The organism is Burkholderia pulmonis, assembly GCF_984667975.1.
Genome location: NZ_OZ480186.1, coordinates 880,152 through 900,700, shown reverse-complemented (window position 1 = coordinate 900,700; position 20,549 = coordinate 880,152). Strand labels below are relative to the sequence as shown.

General features: G+C 61.5%; 19 protein-coding genes. 3 read left to right on the top strand and 16 right to left on the bottom strand.

Annotation, left to right across the window (positions count from 1 at the left end; all coding sequences use genetic code 11):
- Window positions 1-52: 52 nt before the first annotated feature.
- The 5 genes from pyrR to AC5LXK_RS04145 all read right to left on the bottom strand — a co-directional run bounded on the left by pyrR (window position 53) and on the right by AC5LXK_RS04145 (window position 3,335).
- Window positions 53-565, bottom strand: coding sequence for a bifunctional pyr operon transcriptional regulator/uracil phosphoribosyltransferase PyrR (gene pyrR, locus AC5LXK_RS04165; protein WP_493390438.1), 513 nt, complete (start codon window positions 563-565; stop codon window positions 53-55).
- Window positions 552-1,001, bottom strand: coding sequence for a Holliday junction resolvase RuvX (gene ruvX / locus AC5LXK_RS04160; protein WP_006476737.1), 450 nt, complete (start codon window positions 999-1,001; stop codon window positions 552-554). The genes pyrR and ruvX overlap by 14 nt, the downstream gene beginning before the upstream one ends.
- The gene (locus tag AC5LXK_RS04155; RefSeq protein WP_006491354.1) at window positions 998-1,576 is read right to left on the bottom strand and encodes a YqgE/AlgH family protein; all 579 of its coding nucleotides are present in this window, start codon (window positions 1,574-1,576) and stop codon (window positions 998-1,000) included. Before AC5LXK_RS04155 ends, ruvX begins: the two co-directional genes overlap by 4 nt.
- 182 nt (window positions 1,577-1,758) lie before the next feature.
- Window positions 1,759-3,060, bottom strand: coding sequence for a FimL-related protein (locus AC5LXK_RS04150; protein ID WP_493390437.1), 1,302 nt, complete (start codon window positions 3,058-3,060; stop codon window positions 1,759-1,761).
- 104 nt (window positions 3,061-3,164) lie between these two features.
- Window positions 3,165-3,335, bottom strand: coding sequence for a rubredoxin (locus tag AC5LXK_RS04145; protein WP_004186709.1), 171 nt, complete (start codon window positions 3,333-3,335; stop codon window positions 3,165-3,167).
- A gap of 254 nt (window positions 3,336-3,589) precedes the next feature.
- On the opposite strand from AC5LXK_RS04145, the gene AC5LXK_RS04140 reads away from it, so the two are divergent.
- Complete coding sequence (locus tag AC5LXK_RS04140; RefSeq protein ID WP_493390436.1) at window positions 3,590-4,456, top strand: hydroxymethylpyrimidine/phosphomethylpyrimidine kinase; 867 nt, start codon at window positions 3,590-3,592, stop codon at window positions 4,454-4,456.
- A gap of 186 nt (window positions 4,457-4,642) precedes the next feature.
- Here AC5LXK_RS04140 and groL read toward each other — a convergent pair whose 3' ends face one another.
- From groL to AC5LXK_RS04120, 4 genes are all read right to left on the bottom strand, one after another.
- Complete coding sequence (gene groL, locus AC5LXK_RS04135; RefSeq protein WP_493390435.1) at window positions 4,643-6,283, bottom strand: chaperonin GroEL; 1,641 nt, start codon at window positions 6,281-6,283, stop codon at window positions 4,643-4,645.
- Between the two features lie 46 nt (window positions 6,284-6,329).
- A complete protein-coding gene (locus AC5LXK_RS04130; RefSeq protein ID WP_059235800.1) occupies window positions 6,330-6,623 on the bottom strand; it encodes a co-chaperone GroES in 294 nt (97 codons plus the stop codon).
- A gap of 669 nt (window positions 6,624-7,292) precedes the next feature.
- Window positions 7,293-8,075, bottom strand: coding sequence for a response regulator transcription factor (locus tag AC5LXK_RS04125; RefSeq protein WP_493390434.1), 783 nt, complete (start codon window positions 8,073-8,075; stop codon window positions 7,293-7,295).
- Window positions 8,076-8,194: 119 nt separating this feature from the next.
- A complete protein-coding gene (locus AC5LXK_RS04120; RefSeq protein WP_493390433.1) occupies window positions 8,195-8,422 on the bottom strand; it encodes a hypothetical protein in 228 nt (75 codons plus the stop codon).
- Between the two features lie 208 nt (window positions 8,423-8,630).
- On the opposite strand from AC5LXK_RS04120, the gene AC5LXK_RS04115 reads away from it, so the two are divergent.
- Window positions 8,631-9,314, top strand: a complete 684-nt coding sequence (locus AC5LXK_RS04115) for a GntR family transcriptional regulator (RefSeq protein ID WP_493390432.1) — start codon at window positions 8,631-8,633, stop codon at window positions 9,312-9,314.
- A gap of 233 nt (window positions 9,315-9,547) precedes the next feature.
- Here the strand turns inward: AC5LXK_RS04115 and AC5LXK_RS04110 are convergent, their stop codons facing one another.
- The 3 genes from AC5LXK_RS04110 to AC5LXK_RS04100 form a co-directional block, all read right to left on the bottom strand.
- Window positions 9,548-10,456, bottom strand: a complete 909-nt coding sequence (locus AC5LXK_RS04110; protein WP_493390431.1) for an EAL domain-containing protein — start codon at window positions 10,454-10,456, stop codon at window positions 9,548-9,550.
- Entirely contained in the window at window positions 10,447-15,120 is a 4,674-nt protein-coding gene (locus tag AC5LXK_RS04105; RefSeq protein ID WP_493391182.1) for a YadA-like family protein, read from the bottom strand. The genes AC5LXK_RS04110 and AC5LXK_RS04105 overlap by 10 nt, the downstream gene beginning before the upstream one ends.
- 712 nt (window positions 15,121-15,832) lie before the next feature.
- The gene (locus AC5LXK_RS04100; protein ID WP_493390430.1) at window positions 15,833-16,132 is read right to left on the bottom strand and encodes an H-NS histone family protein; all 300 of its coding nucleotides are present in this window, start codon (window positions 16,130-16,132) and stop codon (window positions 15,833-15,835) included.
- A 488-nt stretch (window positions 16,133-16,620) separates the two neighbouring features.
- Between AC5LXK_RS04100 and AC5LXK_RS04095 the strand changes: the two genes are divergently transcribed.
- Window positions 16,621-17,331, top strand: coding sequence for a response regulator transcription factor (locus tag AC5LXK_RS04095; protein ID WP_493390429.1), 711 nt, complete (start codon window positions 16,621-16,623; stop codon window positions 17,329-17,331).
- Window positions 17,332-17,336: 5 nt separating this feature from the next.
- On the opposite strand, the gene AC5LXK_RS04090 is transcribed toward AC5LXK_RS04095, so the two are convergent.
- The 4 genes from AC5LXK_RS04090 to AC5LXK_RS04075 all read right to left on the bottom strand — a co-directional run bounded on the left by AC5LXK_RS04090 (window position 17,337) and on the right by AC5LXK_RS04075 (window position 20,113).
- A complete protein-coding gene (locus tag AC5LXK_RS04090; protein WP_493390428.1) occupies window positions 17,337-17,780 on the bottom strand; it encodes a hypothetical protein in 444 nt (147 codons plus the stop codon).
- 3 nt (window positions 17,781-17,783) lie between these two features.
- A complete protein-coding gene (locus AC5LXK_RS04085; RefSeq protein WP_493390427.1) occupies window positions 17,784-17,933 on the bottom strand; it encodes a hypothetical protein in 150 nt (49 codons plus the stop codon).
- A 316-nt stretch (window positions 17,934-18,249) separates the two neighbouring features.
- Window positions 18,250-18,387 (bottom strand): hypothetical protein, encoded by a 138-nt coding sequence (locus AC5LXK_RS04080; RefSeq protein WP_493390426.1) that lies wholly within the window; start codon window positions 18,385-18,387, stop codon window positions 18,250-18,252.
- A 175-nt stretch (window positions 18,388-18,562) separates the two neighbouring features.
- Entirely contained in the window at window positions 18,563-20,113 is a 1,551-nt protein-coding gene (locus tag AC5LXK_RS04075) for a tetratricopeptide repeat protein (RefSeq protein ID WP_493390425.1), read from the bottom strand.
- Window positions 20,114-20,549 lie beyond the last annotated feature (436 nt).

Below are 20,549 nucleotides of genomic sequence, written 5' to 3'. Positions count from 1 at the left end.
GCAAACGGGCCGCGGTGCGAACCAGCGGCCCGGGATACGGTTCGCGTGTCGTTCAGGCGCCGTGCGTTTCGACGCGCAGCGTGAACTGCGCGTCGTCGCGCGCGAGCACGAGCGTCGCGCCTTCCGGCACGGCGAGCGTGCCGCCCGCGAAGCGTGCGGCGACCGGCAGCTCGCGGCCGCCGCGATCGGCGAGCACCGCGAGCTCGACCGCGGCCGGACGGCCGTAGTCGTACAGCTCGTTGAGCGCCGCGCGCACGGTGCGCCCGGTGTACAGCACGTCGTCGACGAGCACGATGCGCGCGCCGTCGACCTCGAACGGCAGCGACGTCGGGCCGGCCTGGCTGTGCAGCCCCTTCTTCGCGTAATCGTCGCGATGCAGCGCGACGTTCACGACGCCGAACGCCGGTGCGCCGAGATCGCGCGCGAGGCGCTCGGCAAGCCAGGCGCCGCCGCTGTGAATGCCGGCCAGCCGCGGGCCGCCCGGTTCGGCAAACGCCGTGCCGTACGCGGCGCGGATCTGGTCGAGCAGGACGCGGTAAAGCGCCTCGGCGTCAATGGTGCTCATGGTCGGACAATTGATCGAGATACTGTTGAAGGATGACGCGCGCGGCTTCGGCATCGAGCATGTCGGTGCGCGCACGGCCGCGCACGTTGCGCTCGCGCAGCCCGGCCTCCGCCTCGACCGACGAATAGCGCTCGTCGACCCACGTGACCGGCAGCCCGAAGCGGCCGTTCAGCTGGTTGCCGAAGCGCTTCGCCTGCTGCGTCATGTCGTGCGGCGTGCCGTCCGGATGCATCGGCAGGCCCACGACGAGCGCGTCCGGCCGCCATTCGGCCAGCAGGTCGCCGACCGCCTTGAAGCGGTGTTCGCGGTTCAGGTTCTGGATCACGACGAGCGCACGGGCCGAGCGCGTCAGCGCGTTGCCGATCGCGACGCCGATACGCTTCTCGCCGTAGTCGAACGCCAGGAGCGTCGCATCGCGCGCACTCGCGCCACTCATGCGTGCCCTGCTTCGCCGGACAGCATCGACGAGCTGACGCCGAGCAGGCCGAGCGCGGCTTCGAAGCGTTCTTCGGCCGGCGTGTCGAACACGATGCGCGGATCGGCGGCCACGGTCAGCCAGCCGTTGCGGGAAATTTCTTCCTCGAGCTGCCCTGCGCCCCAGCCCGCATGGCCGAGCGTCAGCAGGAAGCGTTTCGGGCCGGTGCCCGTCGCGACCGCCTCGAGCACGTCCTTCGACGTCGTCATCTCCAGCCCGCCGTCGACCGACATCGACGAGTTGTAGCTCGCGCCCTCGACCGGCTCGTGCAGCACGAAACCGCGCTCGGTCTGGACCGGACCGCCGAAGTACACGGGAATGTGCAGCAGCGGCTCGATGTCGAGCTTCAGGTCGATGCGGTTGAACAGCGATTCGAGGTCGATGTCGGTGGGACGATTGATGACGAGGCCGAGCGCACCGCGCTCGCTGTGATCGCAAAGATAGACCACCGTTCCCGAGAACGTCGGATCGGCCATGTTGGGCATGGCGATCAGGAACTGGTTGGTGAGATTGATGCGATCGGAAGGCTTTGACATGGTTTGAATTTTAGCAAAGACGCCGCGACCTGACCGGGCCGCGATCAACAAGCAACGCCGCGCCACGCTGGCAACGGCGCGCGCGGATCACACGGCACTCTAACACGCGCGCGGGCGCTGTCGGGAGCGTGTTGCAGGCCCGTGCGGCAAGGGCCGCCGCCGCGTGTCCGTCCCCTTGTTCGTCAGGTCCGGCCGAGCGCCGTGCCGAGCGCTTCGGACGCCGCGGTGAGGTCCGGCGGCGCGACGCCGGCCGCGATCTTCAGGAGCGCCGCACGCAGCATGTCGGATGCGTGGCCGTGCGCGTCGAGGCCGCCGTCGGCGAGCGGCACGCCGTGCGCCGCACGGCGCCATGCGAGGCCGAGCGTATCGGCCAGCAGCGCCGCGTGGCCGAGCCCGAGCGCACACGCGGCCGTGCCGACCCGGTAGGCGGCGCCGGACGCGTGCCACGCGGCACCCGCGTCGGCCCTGGCCGGATCGGCCGCGAGGTCGACCATCGACGCATCGGCGGTCTGCAGGAAATCCTCATAGGCATGCGCGTTGACGGTCACGACACCGAGCGCGCGGGTCGGCGCGACGGCGACCGCGTCATGCTCGGCCCGCGCCGCATCGGCCTCCCACAACGCTTCTGACGCGGGCGTGCCGGCGACGTGCCAGTCGACCGTCAGCCCGTAGTCGTGCAGTACGTCGACAAGCGCGACGTCCTCGGCCGCGGCGCCGAACAGCGCGAAATCGCGCCACAGCAGCGCCACCGTTTCGCGCACGAGCTCGGGCGGCGCGGCCCGTCGGCCCTGCGCGTGCTCGCCGAGCAGCAGGTTCGTCCGCGCGAGAAAGCGCTTCAGCTCGGGCGCGCCGCTTGCGCGCAGCGCGCGCAGGCAGGCCACCGCTAGCCGCCAGAAATCGTAAGGCCCGTCGTCGGTGAGTGCGACCAGCATCGCGTCGAGCTCGTCGAGTGCCGCGGCGCTCGCGCCGTGCTCCGCACGCAGCACACCGAGCAGCGCCTGCTCGTAGCGGGCGCGGATACGGGTCGCGAACGCATCGGGCAGCACGCGCAGCGTGGCCGGCGGCACCGCGCGGCCGACGAGCGCGAGCGCGTCGGGCGGTGCGCTTGCGCGCAGGTCGGCGGCGCTTTGCGCGCGCAATGCGCGGAAATGGTCGAGGAGAACCGGCGAGCAGGCGAGCTCGCGCAGGTTGTGGCGTCCGACGGCCGCGCGGAAATCGCGCAGCGCGGCACGCCAGCCGGCCGAAGTCGGCTCGGCGGCGGCGAGCGGCGCGGCGGCCGACAGCTGCCCGGCGAAACGCGCGGCCGGCAGCCAGCCGGCCTCCGCCAGCACGGCAGCGGCCGCGGAAAGCGGTGCCGCTGCGTCGTCGTGCCGCTCGAATGCGTCGGCGGCCGCCGCAAGCCATGCGTCGGCCGCGCGCACGGCCCCGCCACGCGGGTTGGGCAGTGCGTCAGGGTGGGGAACGTTCGCCGGATCGGACGTCATGGACACGCGCGCCTGTCATCGTCAAGTCGCTCGCACGAACCGCGGCGCGCGAGCGCCGGGCCGATGCAAGGCCTGAGCGGGGTGTCCGTGGGCCAGAGGTCCGGTCAGATCTGGACCATCTCGAAGTCTTCCTTGCGGGCGCCGCACTCGGGACACGTCCAGTTGATCGGGACGTCTTCCCAGCGCGTACCCGGGGCAATGCCCTCTTCCGGCAGCCCGGCTTCTTCGTCGTAAATCCAGCCACAAATCAGGCACATCCAGCTCTTGTATTCCATCTTAAGCCGCGTCGGGAAAAGTCGGTAAATTCGGGAGCCATGATGGTACCGTGTCGGGGCCGGACTGCCTAGCAATCACGCTGGAGGACGACGACTACGTTGCGCTGCGCTAAAAAATCCGTCGTGCGGGCCGGATTCCACCGCATAATGGTCGAAAAGTGCGGCCTGCCGGGCAACACAGGGCCGAAAATGCCCATTCGCCTCGCCGTCCGCATCTCCGTCGCTTTCCCGTTTTTCTCTTGCCCCATTTTTACATGTCCAGCAACGCCCCTCCGATCGTCCTTACCTTCGGCCTGTCCGATCCCACCGGCGGCTCCGGCCTCCAAGCCGATCTGATGACCCTGGCGAGCATGGGCTGTCACGGCGTGTCCGTCCTGACCGGCTATACCGTGCGCGACTCGGCTGCCTGCGACGAAGTGACCGGCCTCGACCCCGACGTCGTCGCCGCACAGGCGCGCATGCTGCTCGAAGACATGCCGGTCGCCGCGTTCAAGATCGGCGCGGCGACGCGTGCGGAAGTCGTCAGCGCGATCGCCGAAGTCGTCGCCGACTACGACGGCGTGCCGCTCGTGCTCGCACCGGACTTCACGCTCGACGACGAGCACGTGCTCGCGGCCGACGACCTGCGCGAATCGATCGCCGACCTGCTGGCGCCGCAAACCACGCTGCTGGTCGCCGACTACGCGACGCTGATCGCGCTCGCGCAGCCGGACGGCGACGCCGAGGCGCCGAATCTCGATGCTGCCGTGTCGCATTTGCTGTCGCAGGGCTGCGAATACATCCTGTCGTCGGAAACGGGTTCGCACCGACTCGTCAACACGCTGTACGGCGAGGAAGGCCAGCTTCGCGAAGACATGTGGGATCGCTCGCCGCACCGGCTGATGGGCATCACCGACACGCTCGGCGCGGCCATCGCGGCGCTGCTCGCGAACGGCCAGGAGCCGCCCGAGGCCGTCCGCGAGGCGCAGGAATACCTGTACCAGTCCGTGCGCGACGCGTTCCGGCCCGGCATGGGCGCATACCTGCCCGACCGGTTCTTCTGGGCGCGCAGCAACGACGATGCGGACACGCCGCCGGCCGTGAAGGCCGACCCGGCACCAAGGACGTCGCACCGGCATTGAATCGCGATGCGGCGGGCAGGCCCCGCCGCCGCACGCCGCGCCGCTTCTGGGCGTGACGTATCCGGTTGCCCCGCGCACGCATCGAAATCCTCGCCCAAATAAAAAAAGACCCGCATCGCTGCGGGTCTTTTCTTTTGGCTGGAACGCGCATCGCTGCGCGCTCCGGACACCATCGACCGAAGTCGATTACATGTCCATGCCCATGCCGCCCATGCCGCCCGGCATGCCGCCCGGCATCGGTGCGTCTTCCTTCGGCAGTTCTGCGACAGCTGCGTCCGTCGTCAGCAGCAGGCCTGCAACCGACGCTGCGTTCTGCAGTGCGGTACGCGTAACCTTGGTCGGGTCGACGACACCGGCTTCAACCATGTCGACGTACTCGCCCGTTGCTGCGTTGTAGCCGTAGTTGCCCTTGCCTGCAGCCACTGCCGCCACCACGACGCTCGCTTCTTCGCCACCGTTCGTGACGATCTGGCGCAGCGGTTCTTCCATTGCACGCAGCACGATCTTGATGCCGGCGTTCTGGTCGGCGTTCGCGCCGGTCAGGGTCGCGATCGCGGTGCGAGCGCGGATCAGCGCAACGCCGCCGCCTGCCACGATGCCTTCTTCCACAGCTGCGCGCGTTGCGTGCAGTGCGTCTTCGACACGTGCCTTCTTTTCCTTCATTTCGACTTCGGTCGCAGCGCCGACCTTGATCACTGCAACGCCGCCGGCCAGCTTGGCCACGCGCTCTTGCAGCTTTTCACGGTCGTAGTCCGACGTCGCTTCTTCGATTTGCGCGCGCACTTGCTTCACGCGTGCTTCGATGTTCACGGCTTCGCCTGCGCCGTCGATGATCGTCGTGTTTTCCTTGCCCACTTCGATGCGCTTCGCCTGGCCCAGTTCTGCCAGCGTTGCCTTCTCGAGCGTCAGGCCGGTTTCTTCGGCGATCACCTGGCCGCCCGTCAGGATCGCGATGTCTTCCAGCATCGCCTTGCGACGATCGCCGAAGCCAGGCGCCTTGACCGCAACGGTCTTCAGGATGCCGCGGATGTTGTTGACGACCAGCGTTGCGAGCGCTTCGCCTTCGATGTCTTCGGCGATGATCAGCAGCGGACGGCCAGCCTTCGCGACTTGCTCGAGTACCGGCAGCAGATCACGGATGTTCGACACCTTCTTGTCGTGCAGCAGCACGAACGGGTTGTCGAGGACGGCGACTTGCTTTTCCGGGTTGTTGATGAAGTACGGCGACAGGTAGCCGCGGTCGAATTGCATGCCTTCGACGACGTCGAGTTCGTCGGCCAGCGACTTGCCGTCTTCGACGGTGATGACGCCTTCCTTGCCGACCTTGTCCATCGCTTCAGCGATACGATCGCCGATCGACGTGTCGCTGTTCGCCGAGATCGAACCGACCTGTGCGATTTCCTTGTTCGTCGTGCACGGCTTGCTGATCTTCTTCAGCTCTTCGACAGCCGCTGCGACTGCCTTGTCGATGCCGCGCTTCAGGTCCATCGGGTTCATGCCCGATGCGACGTACTTCATGCCTTCGCGAACGATCGATTGCGCGAGGACGGTTGCCGTCGTCGTGCCGTCGCCTGCGTTGTCGCTGGTCTTGGAAGCAACTTCCTTGACCATTTGCGCGCCCATGTTCTGGAGCTTGTCCTTCAGCTCGATTTCCTTCGCGACCGACACACCGTCCTTGGTGACCGTCGGGCCGCCGAAGCTGCGCTCGAGCACCACGTTGCGGCCCTTCGGACCCAGCGTGACCTTGACCGCGTTGGCGAGAATGTTCACGCCTTCGACCATCTTCGAACGGGCGGAATCGCCGAATACGACGTCTTTAGCTGCCATCTTCTAACTCCTTGAATTCTTGGGAATATGTACCGTCGGTGGACGCTTACTTGGCGTTGACCACGGCCATGATGTCTTCTTCGCGCATGACCAGCAGTTCGTTGCCGTCGACCTTCACGGTCTGGCCTGCGTACTTGCCGAACAGGACGCGATCGCCGACCTTCACGTCGAGTGCGATCGGTGCGCCCTTGTCGTCACGCTTGCCCGGGCCGATGGCCAGGACTTCGCCCTGATCCGGCTTTTCAGCAGCGGCGTCGGGGATGACGATGCCCGAGGCGGTCTTGGTTTCCTGATCCAGGCGCTTGACGATCACGCGATCGTGCAAAGGACGAAGGTTCATATTCACTCCTCTCTTGACTGAGATTGAAGAACGCTTAGGGAATCTGCCCGGCGGATCGCCCGGCAGAGAATTGTTAGCACTCTCGTGCAGCGAGTGCTAATTATATGGACGGGTTTTGACAAATTCAAGAAGGGGGATCGGCGGTTTTTTTCGGGTGTCGACGCTCGCTCGAACTCGCGCTTTGCTCACTGGGGCGCAGCCCTGCGATGACCTCAGCGACACAAGGCAAACCCAAATATGTCACGCAAAAACAATGACTTGGATACGAGCACAGCCGACAGACGGGGAACCCGGGAAGATGCCGCAAGCTGCTTGCGCGGTCCGGCCCCACGGAGATACCCGGCGGCCACGATCCCTCAGGGATATCCCGCGTACCGGGCAAGTTCGGGCAAATTATATGGGGCCTGATGTCTTGTCGCGATCACGACGAGGATGCGCCGCCACACCTTCGTCCCCTCGGAACAAAAGAAGTTCATCACCTTGCAGCTTCACGGCCCGCGCCCGGCGCAAAGTCGTGGGCACCCGACCAGACTTCCGTGGAGATGAACGAATCACGGCGGAGTCGCGATCGCCGGGGCGAAGCGAGGCTGTCCGCCGGATAACTACGAAGCGCAAAGAGCAGCCCGGATCACCTTCGCCCCATTAGACGGACGCATCTCCCGGAACGCCCTAAACCAGCGCAGAAGCAGGACTCTCGGAAATGGTTCGCTGCGAGGCCTGGCCGGGCACCGAAACGGGCACCGAAAAATTCTCCCCCATCGAAAACTCGTCGACCCTGTCGAGCCGGTAGCCATGCGTATAGACGGCATTCAATTGAAGCCCGTTTTCCGGACGAAGCGCCAATTTTTGTCGAAGCCGATAGATGTGGGTGTCGAGACTCCGCGACGTGCCATCGAGCGCCCGCCCCCACGCCAGCGTCGACAAGGCATCCCGGGAAAGCACGCTCCCGATGTTGGTGAACAGGAAATTTGCCAGCGCAAATTCCTTTGCCGTCAAATCGATGATTTTGCCGTGCACGGTGATCGTGCGCGCCAGCGGATTCAAAACATACGCGCCGACCTCGACCCTGCTACCGGGTTTCTTCTTGTGGCCCTTTCGACGCAACAGTGCGTTGACGCGGGCGACCAATTCGATCTCGCGGAACGGTTTGCCGATGTACTCGTCGGCGCCTGCGTCCAGCGCGGCGGCGACATCCGCTTCAAGCGTTCTCGCGGCGAGGAACAGAACGGCCGGTTCTTCCCCGACGTTGGCCCGAATCCAGTGCAGCAGATTCAGGCCGTCGGCATCCGGAATTCGCCAGTCGAGCACGATGAGCTCGACCACCTCCTTTTTCAGAAACCGAACCGCTCGCGCGCTATCGCGCACCCGGAAAATTTCCCGATCGGATCCTCGCAGCGCCTTTTCAAAGGCCGACGCCTGATCCGGATCCTCTTCCACCAACAAGATACCCATAACACCCCCAGCCTTCGTCATCCCGAATGATTTTCATCGCACTCCAAATCGATCGCCCGAATAAACAGGTCTGAACGTATGTCTTGTTTTTGATAATTGCCGACCGATTGAAACCAACCTCACCCAACATCAACCTCGAAACCGCGCCGATACACGATCTTCCCGCCCTGTCCGCCATCAATTTCCAAGGCACCCCCGTTTCGTTCCGAACACAAGGAACGGCATCGATGCTGCGGGTTGGCAGACTGCCGCAAAAAGAACATCGCGAGACTGCCAGGCACGCCGGCACCTGGATTGATCACACTCGTACCGACCTCGACAGCAATCGATGCGTCGAGCAAATTCATCGTCACCTGGTATGACGTGACTCATTCAACCATCAACCATGCCACTCAGATGTTACTAACATATCAGTAGAATATCGAAGCACTTTCCAGAGATCAAAGGGGGTAAACCCCGTTCCTCGAACGCTCCCTTTTTCCGAGTTTTGAGTTGAAAACAGGGGGGGACCTGACTAATATGTTAGTAATATTCCTCAGGCAATCACTCAGGCACATGAACGGACTGACGGGTAGCACCCTTGCCGAACAGGCTCACCAGAAACTCGAAGAACTCATCGTCACGCTGGAGCTTGCGCCCGGCAGCGTCTGGTCCGAGGCATCGCTCGCAGAAAAGCTGAATACCGGGAGAACGCCGGTTCGCGAGGCCGCCCAACGGCTGGCTGCGTCACATCTTCTTCAGATCGTTCCGAGGCACGGCATCATGATCACCGCCCCGAACATTCACGATCAGTTGCTTGTGCTCGAAACGCGCCGCGAACTCGAACGGCTTGTCGCACAACGCGCTGCGCGGCGAGCGTTGCCCGAGGAGCGCGAGCAGATCCGCGAAATCGCCAAAAAACTCGACGCGGCAGGCGAATCACGAGACGTCGTCGCATATTTGAGATCCGTCTATACCGCCAATCGGCTCATCGCGCAGTTTTCACGCAATCGATTCGCAGCCGAAGCCATTGCGCCATTACATGCGCTGTCACGGCGCTTTTACTTCATGTATCACAAGCAGCTGGATGATTTGCCGGCGGCAAGCCTGCAGCACACGAGAGTCGCGCGTGCAATCGCCGACGGCGACGAGCAGGAGGCCGGACGGTCGTCGGATTTGATGATGGACTATATCGACGCATTTACACGAGACTGCTTCACTCGTGACTTTGAACCGCACCATTCGCGCGTATCGGCCTGATCGTACTTTTCAGTTTCGATTCGCGATATCGATTGAAGGTCGCGCCCGTCGCGCCGAGTGCTAAATCCGCTCCCTGGCGGGCTCCGACCAAGTGGATATGGGCGATACGCATGTTTCAGGACTGCAGATGATCCAGCACAGCCTGACGAGCGCATCATGGAAACAACGGTTCGCCCTCGATATATACAGGAAGACGTCGCTGCATCCCCTGCTCACCAGGAACAGCGCCCCCTTCACCCGGAAATTCCGCATCGTTCGATCAATCGATCCACCTGCTCCTCTCGAACGGGTTCGGAGATGTAGTACCCCTGGCAATCAATCTGCGCCATTTCTTTCAGCCACTCGAACTGAGCCCTGGTTTCGACACCCTCCACAACAACGTTCTTCTTCAGGCGGCTCCCCAGTTCGACGAGCGCTTCGACCATCACTCTCGATTCGGAATTTTCATGAACATTGCGCATGAAGGATCGATCCAGCTTGAGTGTATCGACTGCCAGGCCATGCAGTTTGGTCAACGACCAGCATCCTGAGCCAAAATCATCGATGGCCACACTCGCCCCAAGATCTCGAATCGATGCCACGGCTGCGGCAAGCGCCTCCATCGGGCCGGGATCGATGGACTCCGTCAGTTCAATCTGAAAATTCGCGGCACGGGCGGCGTAAGCATCCAGAACGCGCGCGAGTCTTCCTGCCATCTCCGGCCGCGTGATTTCATGAGCGGGTAAATTGACGGACAGCGATAAATCGCCATAGCCGAGTGCAGCCCAACTGGCGAGCACGCGCGCGGACTCCGCGATCACATAATCAGTAAATCGACATGTCAGATGCGAATTCTCGACAAGGTCAATGAACGCCGCCGGCATCAACACGCCCTGTTCCGGATGCCGCCAGCGTATCAACGACTCGAACCCGGACAGCAATCCCGTCTGGAGGCGGAGCTTGGGTTGATACACAAAGAAGAACTCCTTGCGCGCCAATCCACGCTCCGCGTCTTCGGCAAGATCATCGGTATTGCAACGCACGGCCGTACCATCCACAGCGATCTCCAGTGCTCGCCCCCGAAACGTCAGGGCCTGCTGATACAGCCTTGTTCCCGCTTCGGCCTTTCCGTCGGCCGTGCGCGAACATGCGACTACTTCCACTGGTACAGCATGCCGGCGCCGATCACCTTCTGAGCGCCGCTGAAGCCACCGTTGACCGATGCCTTCAGGTTGTCCGTGATGCGAGCCTGCATGCTGACCGCCATGGCCTTCTGACCGAGGAAGGTCGATGTCCCCACGCCCATCCCGAAGTTGGCGTCGCGATCGAGTTGCGGGATCGACGCCATCGCACCGACGGCCGCGATACCCTGCCTCGCCATCTGGTCGGTCTGCTGCAGTTGCGAACCCAGCGAGCTGATCTGCGCCTGCTGGCCCGACAGTGCGGTCGACAGCGTCGACTGCACTGCGTTGAGCTGGTTCACGTTGACCGCATCGGTGCCTTGCGTGCCCGGCGCGACGTTGATGATCTGGCGCTGCTGCGTGTCGCTGCCGACCGATACGACGTTCTGACGGCCGCCGTCGTTCGAGTTCGCGCCGATCGCCACCGAGTTCGAGCCGGCCGTGACGGTCGGCTTGTCGGAGCCGGTGCCGTTCATGTCGGCGGCAATACCCTGGTTCGCGGTCTGCGGCGTGTTGTTCATCAACGTGGACAACTGACTCAGCTGGTTGTTGATGTTCGTCACGCCGGTCGACAGCGAGCTCACGTTCGCATTCGTCGCGTTCAGGCCGGTGGACAGCGAACCGACGCTGGCCGCGGTCGACGTCGACAACGCGCTGATCGCGGTCGAGGTCGAGGTGGACAGCGCCCCTACCGAGCTGTTCGTCGAACTCAGGCCGGTGGACAGCGAGCTGACGCCGGTCGACAGCGCGTTGACCGCGTTGTTCGTCGCGTTGAGCTGGCTGCCGTTGATCGCGTCCGTGCTGGTAGCCGAAACCTGGCCGGCGGCGACGTTCGTGATCTGGCGTTCCGCGCCCGGCGAACCGACGCTCAGCACGCCTACCGGGTTGGCACCGGCGACCGAGTACGTCACGCCGCCGACCGTGACGCTCGACACGCCGACCGCGTTACCGGTCACCGAGTTCGCGCCGAGCGCGATCGAGTTGGCGACGTTCGCGGTGGCATTCGAACCGATCGCGAGCGAATCGGCGCCGCTGGCCGTGGCGCCCGAGCCGTAAGCCTGCGCGCCGACGGCACTGGCCGTGGCCAGGTTGCCCAGTGCAATCGTGTTGTCCGCGGTAGCCTGGCTCGAATTGCCGATTGCGAGCGCGCTGTTGCCGGTTGCCGTGCTCGCGTTGCCGAGCGCCACCGCACCCGTACCGGTCGCGGTGTCGTTCGCGCCCATCGCCACCGCGCCCGTGCCTGTCGCGACGCTCGGGTCGCCGATCGCAACCGCGCCGTCGCCGCTCGCCGTATTGCCGGAGCCGATCGACACCGCCTTTCCGCCCGTTGCAGATGCGCTCTGGCCGATTGCGACCGCGCCGTCTGACTGTGCGTTCGCGCCGTAGCCGACCGCGACGCTGCTCGCGCCGGCGGCAGTTGCGGCTACGCCGGCGGCCAGCGAGTAGATACCCGTCGCGGCGCTGTTCGCGTAGTTCGCCCCTTGCGCACCGCCATCGTTGACGCTGTAGTAGTGCGTTTTCGCGGCTTCGATCGCGGTTGACGTCGAGGTGGACAACGACGAGACCGAACTGTTGGTCGAACTGAGGCCGGTGGACAGCGAGCCGATGCCGGTCGACGCCGAGGTGGAGAGCGACAGGATCGTGCTGTTGGTGGAGCTCAGGCCGGTCGACAGTGAGCTGATGCCCGTCGAGGTCGAGGTAGACAGGGACGAGACCGAGCTGTTCGTCGACGACAAGCCTGTCGACGTCGACGTCGACAGCGACGACACCGAACTGTTCGTCGAGCTCAGGCCGGTCGACAGCGAGGTGAAGCTCGTCGAGGTCGAGGTGGACAGGGACGAAATCGAGCTGTTGGTCGATGACAGGCCCGTTGAAGTCGAGGTCGACAGCGACGAGACCGTGCTGTCGGTCGAGCTCAGGCCGGTCGACAGCGACGTGATGCTCGTCGAGGTCGAGGTGGACAGGGACGAGATCGAGCTGTTCGCCGAGGACAGACCCGTCGAGGTCGAGGTGGACAGCGACGAGATCGAGCTGTTCGCCGATGACAGGCCCGTCGAGGTCGAGGTTGACAGCGACGAAATCGAGCTATTGGCCGACGACAGGCCCGTCGACGTGGATGTCGACAGTGACGAGATCGAGCTGTTCGCCGATGACAGGCCCGTCGAGGTCGAGGTCGACAGCGACGAGATCGAGCTGTTCGCCGATGACAGGCCCGTCGAGGTTGAGGTCGACAGAGACGAGATCGAGCTGTTCGCCGATGACAGACCCGTCGAGGTTGAGGTCGACAGCGACGAGATCGAGCTGTTCGCCGATGACAGCCCCGTCGAGGTTGAGGTCGACAGCGACGAGATCGAGCTGTTCGCCGATGACAGACCCGTCGAGGTTGAGGTCGACAGCGACGACACCGTACTGTCGGTCGAGCTCAGACCTGTCGACAGCGAAGTGATTGAACTATTCGCGGACGAGAGCCCAGTCGACGTAGACGTCGACAACGACGTGATCGAGCTATTCGCCGACGACAGACCCGTCGACGTCGACGTCGACAACGACGTGATCGAACTGTTGGCCGACGACAGACCCGTCGAAGTCGAGGTCGACAGCGACGACACCGTGCTATCGGTCGAGCTCAGACCTGTCGACAGCGAAGTGATTGAGCTATTCGCCGACGACAACCCGGTCGACGTCGACGTGGACAACGACGTGATCGAACTGTTGGCCGATGACAGACCCGTCGACGTCGACGTCGACAGTGACGTGATCGAACTGTTCGCCGATGACAAGCCCGTCGACGTCGACGTCGACAACGACGTGATCGAGCTGTTCGCCGACGACAGACCCGTCGAAGTCGAGGTCGACAGCGACGACACCGTGCTGTCGGTCGAGCTCAGACCTGTCGACAGCGAAGTAATTGAACTATTCGCGGACGAAAGCCCGGTCGATGTTGACGTAGACAAGGACGAGATCGAGCTGTTCGCAGACGACAACCCGGTCGACGTCGACGTCGACAACGACGTGATCGAACTGTTGGTCGACGACAGGCCCGTCGACGTTGAAGTCGACAGCGACGACACCGTGCTGTCGGTCGAGCTCAGACCTGTCGACAGCGAAGTAATTGAACTATTCGCGGACGAAAGCCCGGTCGATGTTGACGTAGACAAGGACGAGATCGAGCTGTTCGCAGACGACAACCCGGTCGACGTCGACGTCGACAAGGACGTGATCGAACTGTTCGCCGACGACAGACCCGTCGACGTCGACGTCGACAACGACGTGATCGAACTGTTCGCCGACGACAACCCCGTCGACGTCGACGTGGACAGCGACGTGATCGAGCTATTAGCGGACGACAGGCCAGTCGAGGTCGAGGTCGACAACGACGAAATCGAGCTGTTCGCAGAAGACAGACCCGTCGACGTTGACGTCGACAGCGACGACACCGTGCTGTCTGTCGAACTCAGACCTGTCGACAACGAAGTGATGGAGCTATTCGCAGACGAAAGCCCCGTCGACGTCGACGTGGACAGCGACGTGATCGAGCTATTTGCCGATGACAGGCCCGTCGACGTCGAGGTCGACAATGACGAAATCGAGCTATTGGCAGAGGACAGGCCCGTCGAAGTCGACGTCGACAGCGACGACACCGTACTGTTGGTCGAACTCAGACCTGTCGACAGCGAAGTGATTGAACTATTTGCAGACGAAAGCCCGGTCGACGTCGAGGTGGACAACGACGAGATCGAGCTATTCGCCGACGACAGACCCGTCGACGTGGACGTCGACAGCGACGTGATCGAGCTGTTGGCCGACGACAAACCCGTCGACGTCGAGGTAGACAACGACGTGATCGAGCTATTCGCCGATGACAGGCCGGTCGAGGTCGACGTCGACAGCGACGATATCGAGCTATTGGTCGACGACAGGCCCGTCGATGTAGACGTCGACAACGACGTGATTGAGCTATTCGCGGACGACAAGCCGGTCGACGTCGACGTGGACAACGACGTAATCGAGCTGTTCGCCGATGACAGACCGGTTGAGGTCGAGGTCGAAAGCGACGAGATCGAGCTGCTCACCGACGACAATCCCGTCGACGTCGACGTGGACAGAGAAAACAGTTGGCCGCCGTTGATCGCGTCCGTGCTGGAGGCGGAAACGCTACCGGCCTGAAGGTTGACGATCTTATAACCGGACACGCTTACATTGCTGCCATTCAGGATGATGCTTCCCGGGGCAAACAGTTCGATCGACTGCCCTGGTATGCTGCCGGTGAGGGACGGACTTGCGCTAGTGGCGTTGTTGACAGTGATCCATGTGGAATTCGCGCTAGCCGCCGAATTGTTTCCCGGCCCCGCTGACGTGCCCCCCATGAAAAGCACGTCGCTGCCAGAGACGCAGCCCATGTTATAACTCGTGGTGTTTTCGCCAGAGGGCGAGTAGCCCGCGGTCGACGCGTTGCCACAAACGACAAATGCCGCAGCATGCACAACCGGCAGCGCGACGAATCCCCCTCCCCAGGCCAACACCGCGGCGACCAGTCCCCGCACTGCCGTGCTCGTCCCACTCTTCTTCCGCCCTTTGGCAATTTCCGAGGCGGCCACATAGGTACCCGTTTTCTCGCACCAAACGCTCTTGTAAATCTTGTTCATTTTGATCTCCCTGTTGTTCCATTTGGCCGATCTGTACTCGCGCCTAAAAACAACTGCGGCTCTTGTGAAAGAAACACCCTGCCCCGCGGACGCGCGGGAAAACTGTTCCGGCGACTTGTGCGCCTCCGGATACGGCACCCGTCCCCCGCCCGTCGGGCCGTTGCCGAAGGTGCCGTGCAGTACGATGTCGGCACGGCGCCGTATTTAATGTCGGAGGCTGATTTCAGCGAGTGGCGACGAAGTCACGACGTATTTTTAATTAGTACAACTACAATTAACACCTAGCGTCTCCCAACCCTTTCCTGCAGGCACACCACTCCATTCCGGAGAAATCACGGAATTAATTCTATGATTTGCGAAATTAACTCGTCGCCTTGATGAGAAACATCATCAAGTACATGATGAAAAATAGTCACCGACCATTTGATCAAGAAACCATCCAATTCACACCCACATCAACACCCATCTTTCTTGCGAGACGAATCACACCTGGAACACCCCAGAGAGCGGAAATCTTCTAAAATTAAATAAAATTAAAAATAATTTCCCACATCACATCGCGAAAAACCACCTGCACAGCGCCCGAACCTCAGCATCGAACGCATCTGAAATTCCGTGTTTATTTCTTTATTCACTTACAACGCATCCGCACGATGCAGGCACTGCAGGCATCCGGTACGAGGCCTGCACTTCGCGACGGAATTCGAATTATTCAATCCTTGCGATCGAAACTGGGGATCTCGAACTGCTCACGATCTTTATCTCGGATCCATTCGGGTGCTCGTCCTACTCCCGACCAGGTCGCTCCGCTAACTGGATCAAAGTACCGTGGCCGCCGTTTGGTGACACGGCGCAGGACATCGGCAGGAAAAACATCTTCCGGAGCAAATCCAAACTCGCGAATGCAATACTTGATCTCGAGCAAGATCGCCTCCGCAGCAATACGCCGCTCCTCGGCAATCTGAGACTCCAGCTTTGATTTATTTTTCAGATATTGCCGATACGACTCCATGTTGCCCACTTTAATAATTTCAGAGCGTCACACATCACGGAAGAAGAAATATCTAAAAAGCAGATCGCTCGATAACATCGTACGATTCGATTCATCTCCGGCTACCTGCCGCATCGCATTTCCGACACCAGCGACAGTCAATGATCTGCCCCTGCGCCGACGCGCGATCAACTCCGCCTTCGGATACATCCGGATCGAATCAACCACTTGCCTCAACAACCCACACATCCAATCGTATATCGTCGACCCGAGGAAATTATCAACATTTGTCACACAGAAATCACCCGGGGCAGTCGAATTCGTTCATAAAAGTTGACAAAAGGACCGTCTAAAAATGTCACTCTATTGAGCAAATCCGGTCTGTCGCCTGGCCACGCGACACTCATCCCAACTGTTGCAGTTACCTTTCGATTCGACCACGCGAACAAACCAACGCCTATGCAGACATGCATGCGCGGATTCGATAAATGCGATGGAAAATGGTACCCATGAGAATTCTTGCCGTTGACGACGAGCCAGTGCAGGCGGCGCTTCTTCGCGACACGCTGATCGTCGAGGGATTCGATGTACGGAACGCCACCATTGGCGCAGAAGCCATCCGTTTCCTGGAGACCGATACCGTCGATCTCGTCGTGCTTGACTGGAACTTGCCGGACATCTCCGGACTGGAAGTCCTTGCATGGATACGCAGACGCATCGGCAGAGATCTTCCCGTGCTGTTTCTGACGAATCGCGTACGTGAAGAGCAGCTTGTTGTCGCGCTCGATGCGGGCGCCGACGACTACATGGTCAAACCGATCCGTCGCCATGAACTGATCGCCCGTGTGCGCGCTCTGCTGCGACGCGCCTACCCAGCCAACTCGGCGCCGACTTCGATCAATATCGGCCGCTATCGGCTGGATCTCGTGACCGAGACCGCTTTCCTGAGCGACGAGCCGATCAAGCTGACGTCCAGGGAATTCAGCGTTGCCGTTGCGCTATTTCAGAATTGCGGCCGCGCAATGCCGCGAGACGCATTGATCAAGACGATATGGGGACGCCATAGCGACCATATTTCCCGAACACTCGACACGCACATCTATCGGGTACGCTCCAAGTTGCGCATCGGTCCCGAAAACGGCGTTCGGCTCCGCGCTGTCTACAATCACGGCTACCGTCTGGAGCTCATCGATTCGCATCATTCGGGCAATACCGAATAGCCGGCTCATGCCATCCTCTCGATTTTCAGCGCCGCACGTGCACCGGCATCGTTGCCGTGAGGATGTCTTTCCGTTGGCGTCACGCCACGGCATGCCGTCCAGAGCGACGACGTTGCGTACGCTGCGTTCGACCGATTGATGTCCACACCGGCGCCGAAGCAGGATTTTCGATCGACGAAAGCCATCGCGAATGCTTGTCGGCCCGAATCGACGACGAAGCCCGCCGATCCCCGCACCGCTCCGCATCCTGCTGCGTCGTGAACACGCGCTCGTACGGTTGACAATCGAAAGGATTTGCCGCCAGACACACCAAGCGCCGGTTGCGCAGTAACGTGGTCGAGCTTGCTGTCGTCGCTCCCGGCACGCCACCGCTGGACGTGTTCGTCAAAAAACTCGAACGTATGCCGCACGACTGGTTCATCCCAACGCGCCCTCGCCAGCGTATTCATCTCCTATGTCCGCTCGAGACCGTTTTCCAGAAGCGACTGAACGTCGACGTTGGAAAGCAGTACTCCATATGCCATCGCGCCCATCTCCGCAGGTGCGGCCAATTGCCAGGCGAGCGCCGTGACGGCAAGAATCCGATACAAGGCGTGTTGCATTTTTCAATTTCATATTAGAGACCACGAATCGCATCCACCGCCCCGTTACATAACTGCCAGAAATCAAATCGGAGCCGGGCGGAACGCGAAGTGTCGCGCCGCACATTCGTGCGCTCGTGACCGACACCAGAGGCTGCACACGCCACAAGCTACTTCGCCCCCGCGCGGCGCGGCTCGACGATCGACTTCATCGAGCTATGAATCGGTCGAGAGGCAAGTAGTGCACGCTCACCACGTATGGGGTGATCGACAAGCCAGACCACGCAGACAGCCAGTGCGATGGCGCTCCCCCACAGCGTCAACAAAACGCGCATGGTCACTTCACCTCGGCCTGATTCGTCACGGCCGGTGTGATTTTTTGCTGCGGTGCCGGCGCGGTTTCCAGGATGATCACCAGTGTCATGACAAGTCCGCTGATCACCAGTCCGCACATGCCGAGCATCGCTTTATTCATTTCACTACCACTGCATCGTTAAACGGAGCGCTCCGCGCGAGTTGCGCCTGGTGCCTCGACTCGATCGCGCCATGGTCGCCTGCACGATACGCGTTGGTGATTGCCGGGTCGATGCAGATAACCCGCTCAGCAACCGCGTGCCGAATGGCGGCGGCGATACGTTCCACACGAGATTTCATTTCACTTCAATCGACAGGTCCGTGGCTGCGACCACCAACTCTGACAGAACACGCTCAATTACCTCGGCCCAGTTTCCGCGCGTGGTTTGGGTAAAGATTCGCATGCCGGGATACCAAGGACTATCGTCACGATTGCGCAACCAGCGCCAGCAGCCCGAATACCGGTTCAGTAACCACACGCGCTTGCCCATGGCCGCCGCCAGATGGGCAACCGCCGTGTCAGCTGAAATGACGAGATCCAGCGTATCGACGAGGGCTGCCGTGTCGGCAAAGTCGTGTACCTCGTGCATCCAGTCGATGACGTGTGGGTACTTCTCGTGAGAAAGCACTTTCGTCATGTCATCTGCTTTCTGAAGGCTGATCCAGTGCGCACCAGGCCAAGCAAGCAATGGCGCCATCGTCTCCTGGTTGATACTGCGCAGGCGATCGACGGACATGCCTGAATGCCCCCCCGCCCAGACCACCCCTATACGTGGCAAGGCATCTGGCCGCAACGCTGCCACTTTCGATGACCATTTTCTCGAGCGTCGCCGATCGGCGCACAAATAGGGCAGGTCAGCGGGAATGTTGTCTACTCGAGTTCCGAAGGCCATCGGCAACGACAAGAGCGGGCAATACCAGTCCCATCGAAGTGCGTCGAACGGTTTGTCGTCGAGCAGCGTCAGATTAGGCCACCGCGAGCAGAATGAATCGGTCAGCAACCGGCGCAGTGGTTTCGGGCATAAAAATCCAACTGCTGTGAAATGTCCGAGCGCCATTTCGAGATATCGGCAAAATTGCAACGTATCGCCAAAACCCTGCTCGGCCAAAACGAGAAGGCGGTTTTCGCCTGGTGGCAACCGTTGCCCCAGCCACCGACTGATCGGCAAAGCAGGCGGCTTGAGCCCGGCAGCCAAATCGTCTTCCTTCATGGTTACCCATCGGTGCTCGAAATGTGGCCAGGCTTCCGTATAGTTGCCGGCGCAAAGCAATGCATACCCGAGATTGCCGCGGGCCACGGCGTTTTCTGGATCCAGCGCGACTGCTTGGCGATACGCATCTATCGCGAGGTCGGTTCTTCCTAATCGGTAGAAACACACTCCCAGATTGATATGGGCATCCGCATACGCCGGATTTCGTTCGATCGCGCGCCAGGAAATATCGACGGCGTCCTCCAGCTTGTCATCCAGCAACAAGGCCGTACTCAGGTTGTACAACAACTTCGAAGTCTCCCGGTCCGGCAGGCAATCTGCGGCAACCGTCAAACCTCGTCGTGCATTTGCTATCGCCTGCGGAAACGCCTTCAATCGTATTTGCGCAACGCACCGGCTATTGTAGAAAGCGGCGTCAGGAGACGCATCGATAGCACGCGAGAACCAGTTCTCGGCCTCGGCGACCTCATTCAGCGACAAGGCGATCAACCCTCTCAGGTGCAGGACCTCACCCCTTGACGAGGATGCCTTCAGAACGGCTTCGACGAGTTGAAGAGCAAGTTCAAGCTGGCCCGTGTTATAGGCATCAACGGACTTTTGATAGCATGACTGAATATCTTCGATACTCGATTCCATACAAACTCCGATCAGCAACCCGCAGTAGCGAACGCTCCGCAACGCCGTCGGGACGCTGAGGCTGGACATTCACATCGCTGAATACTGACTTTCCAGCGGCGCACCCCGCTCCCCGAAACCCCTCGACGAGAAAAAAGGCCAAGCGCGAGCTTGGCGTCAATTCCGAGGGGAAGTGCTCCCGTTAGGGGAGCAACAACGATGGTACTCGTCCGCACACGGCCGGATTTGAACGATTGTCACATTCAGAAAGAGGGATCATGTGCCGCATTCGGCAATCGTGGCCATTGGCCTGCGAGAACCGACCGTTCAGGATCAAGCGCGCCTCCCCGGCTCGACGATGGACGCGCGCTCCGCGCGGAAACCGCGTCCCGGCAACAGGGTTCGTCCGAATTTGAACGAGTCTCGACGACCGGCGTCGGAGCCCGCACGAAAACGG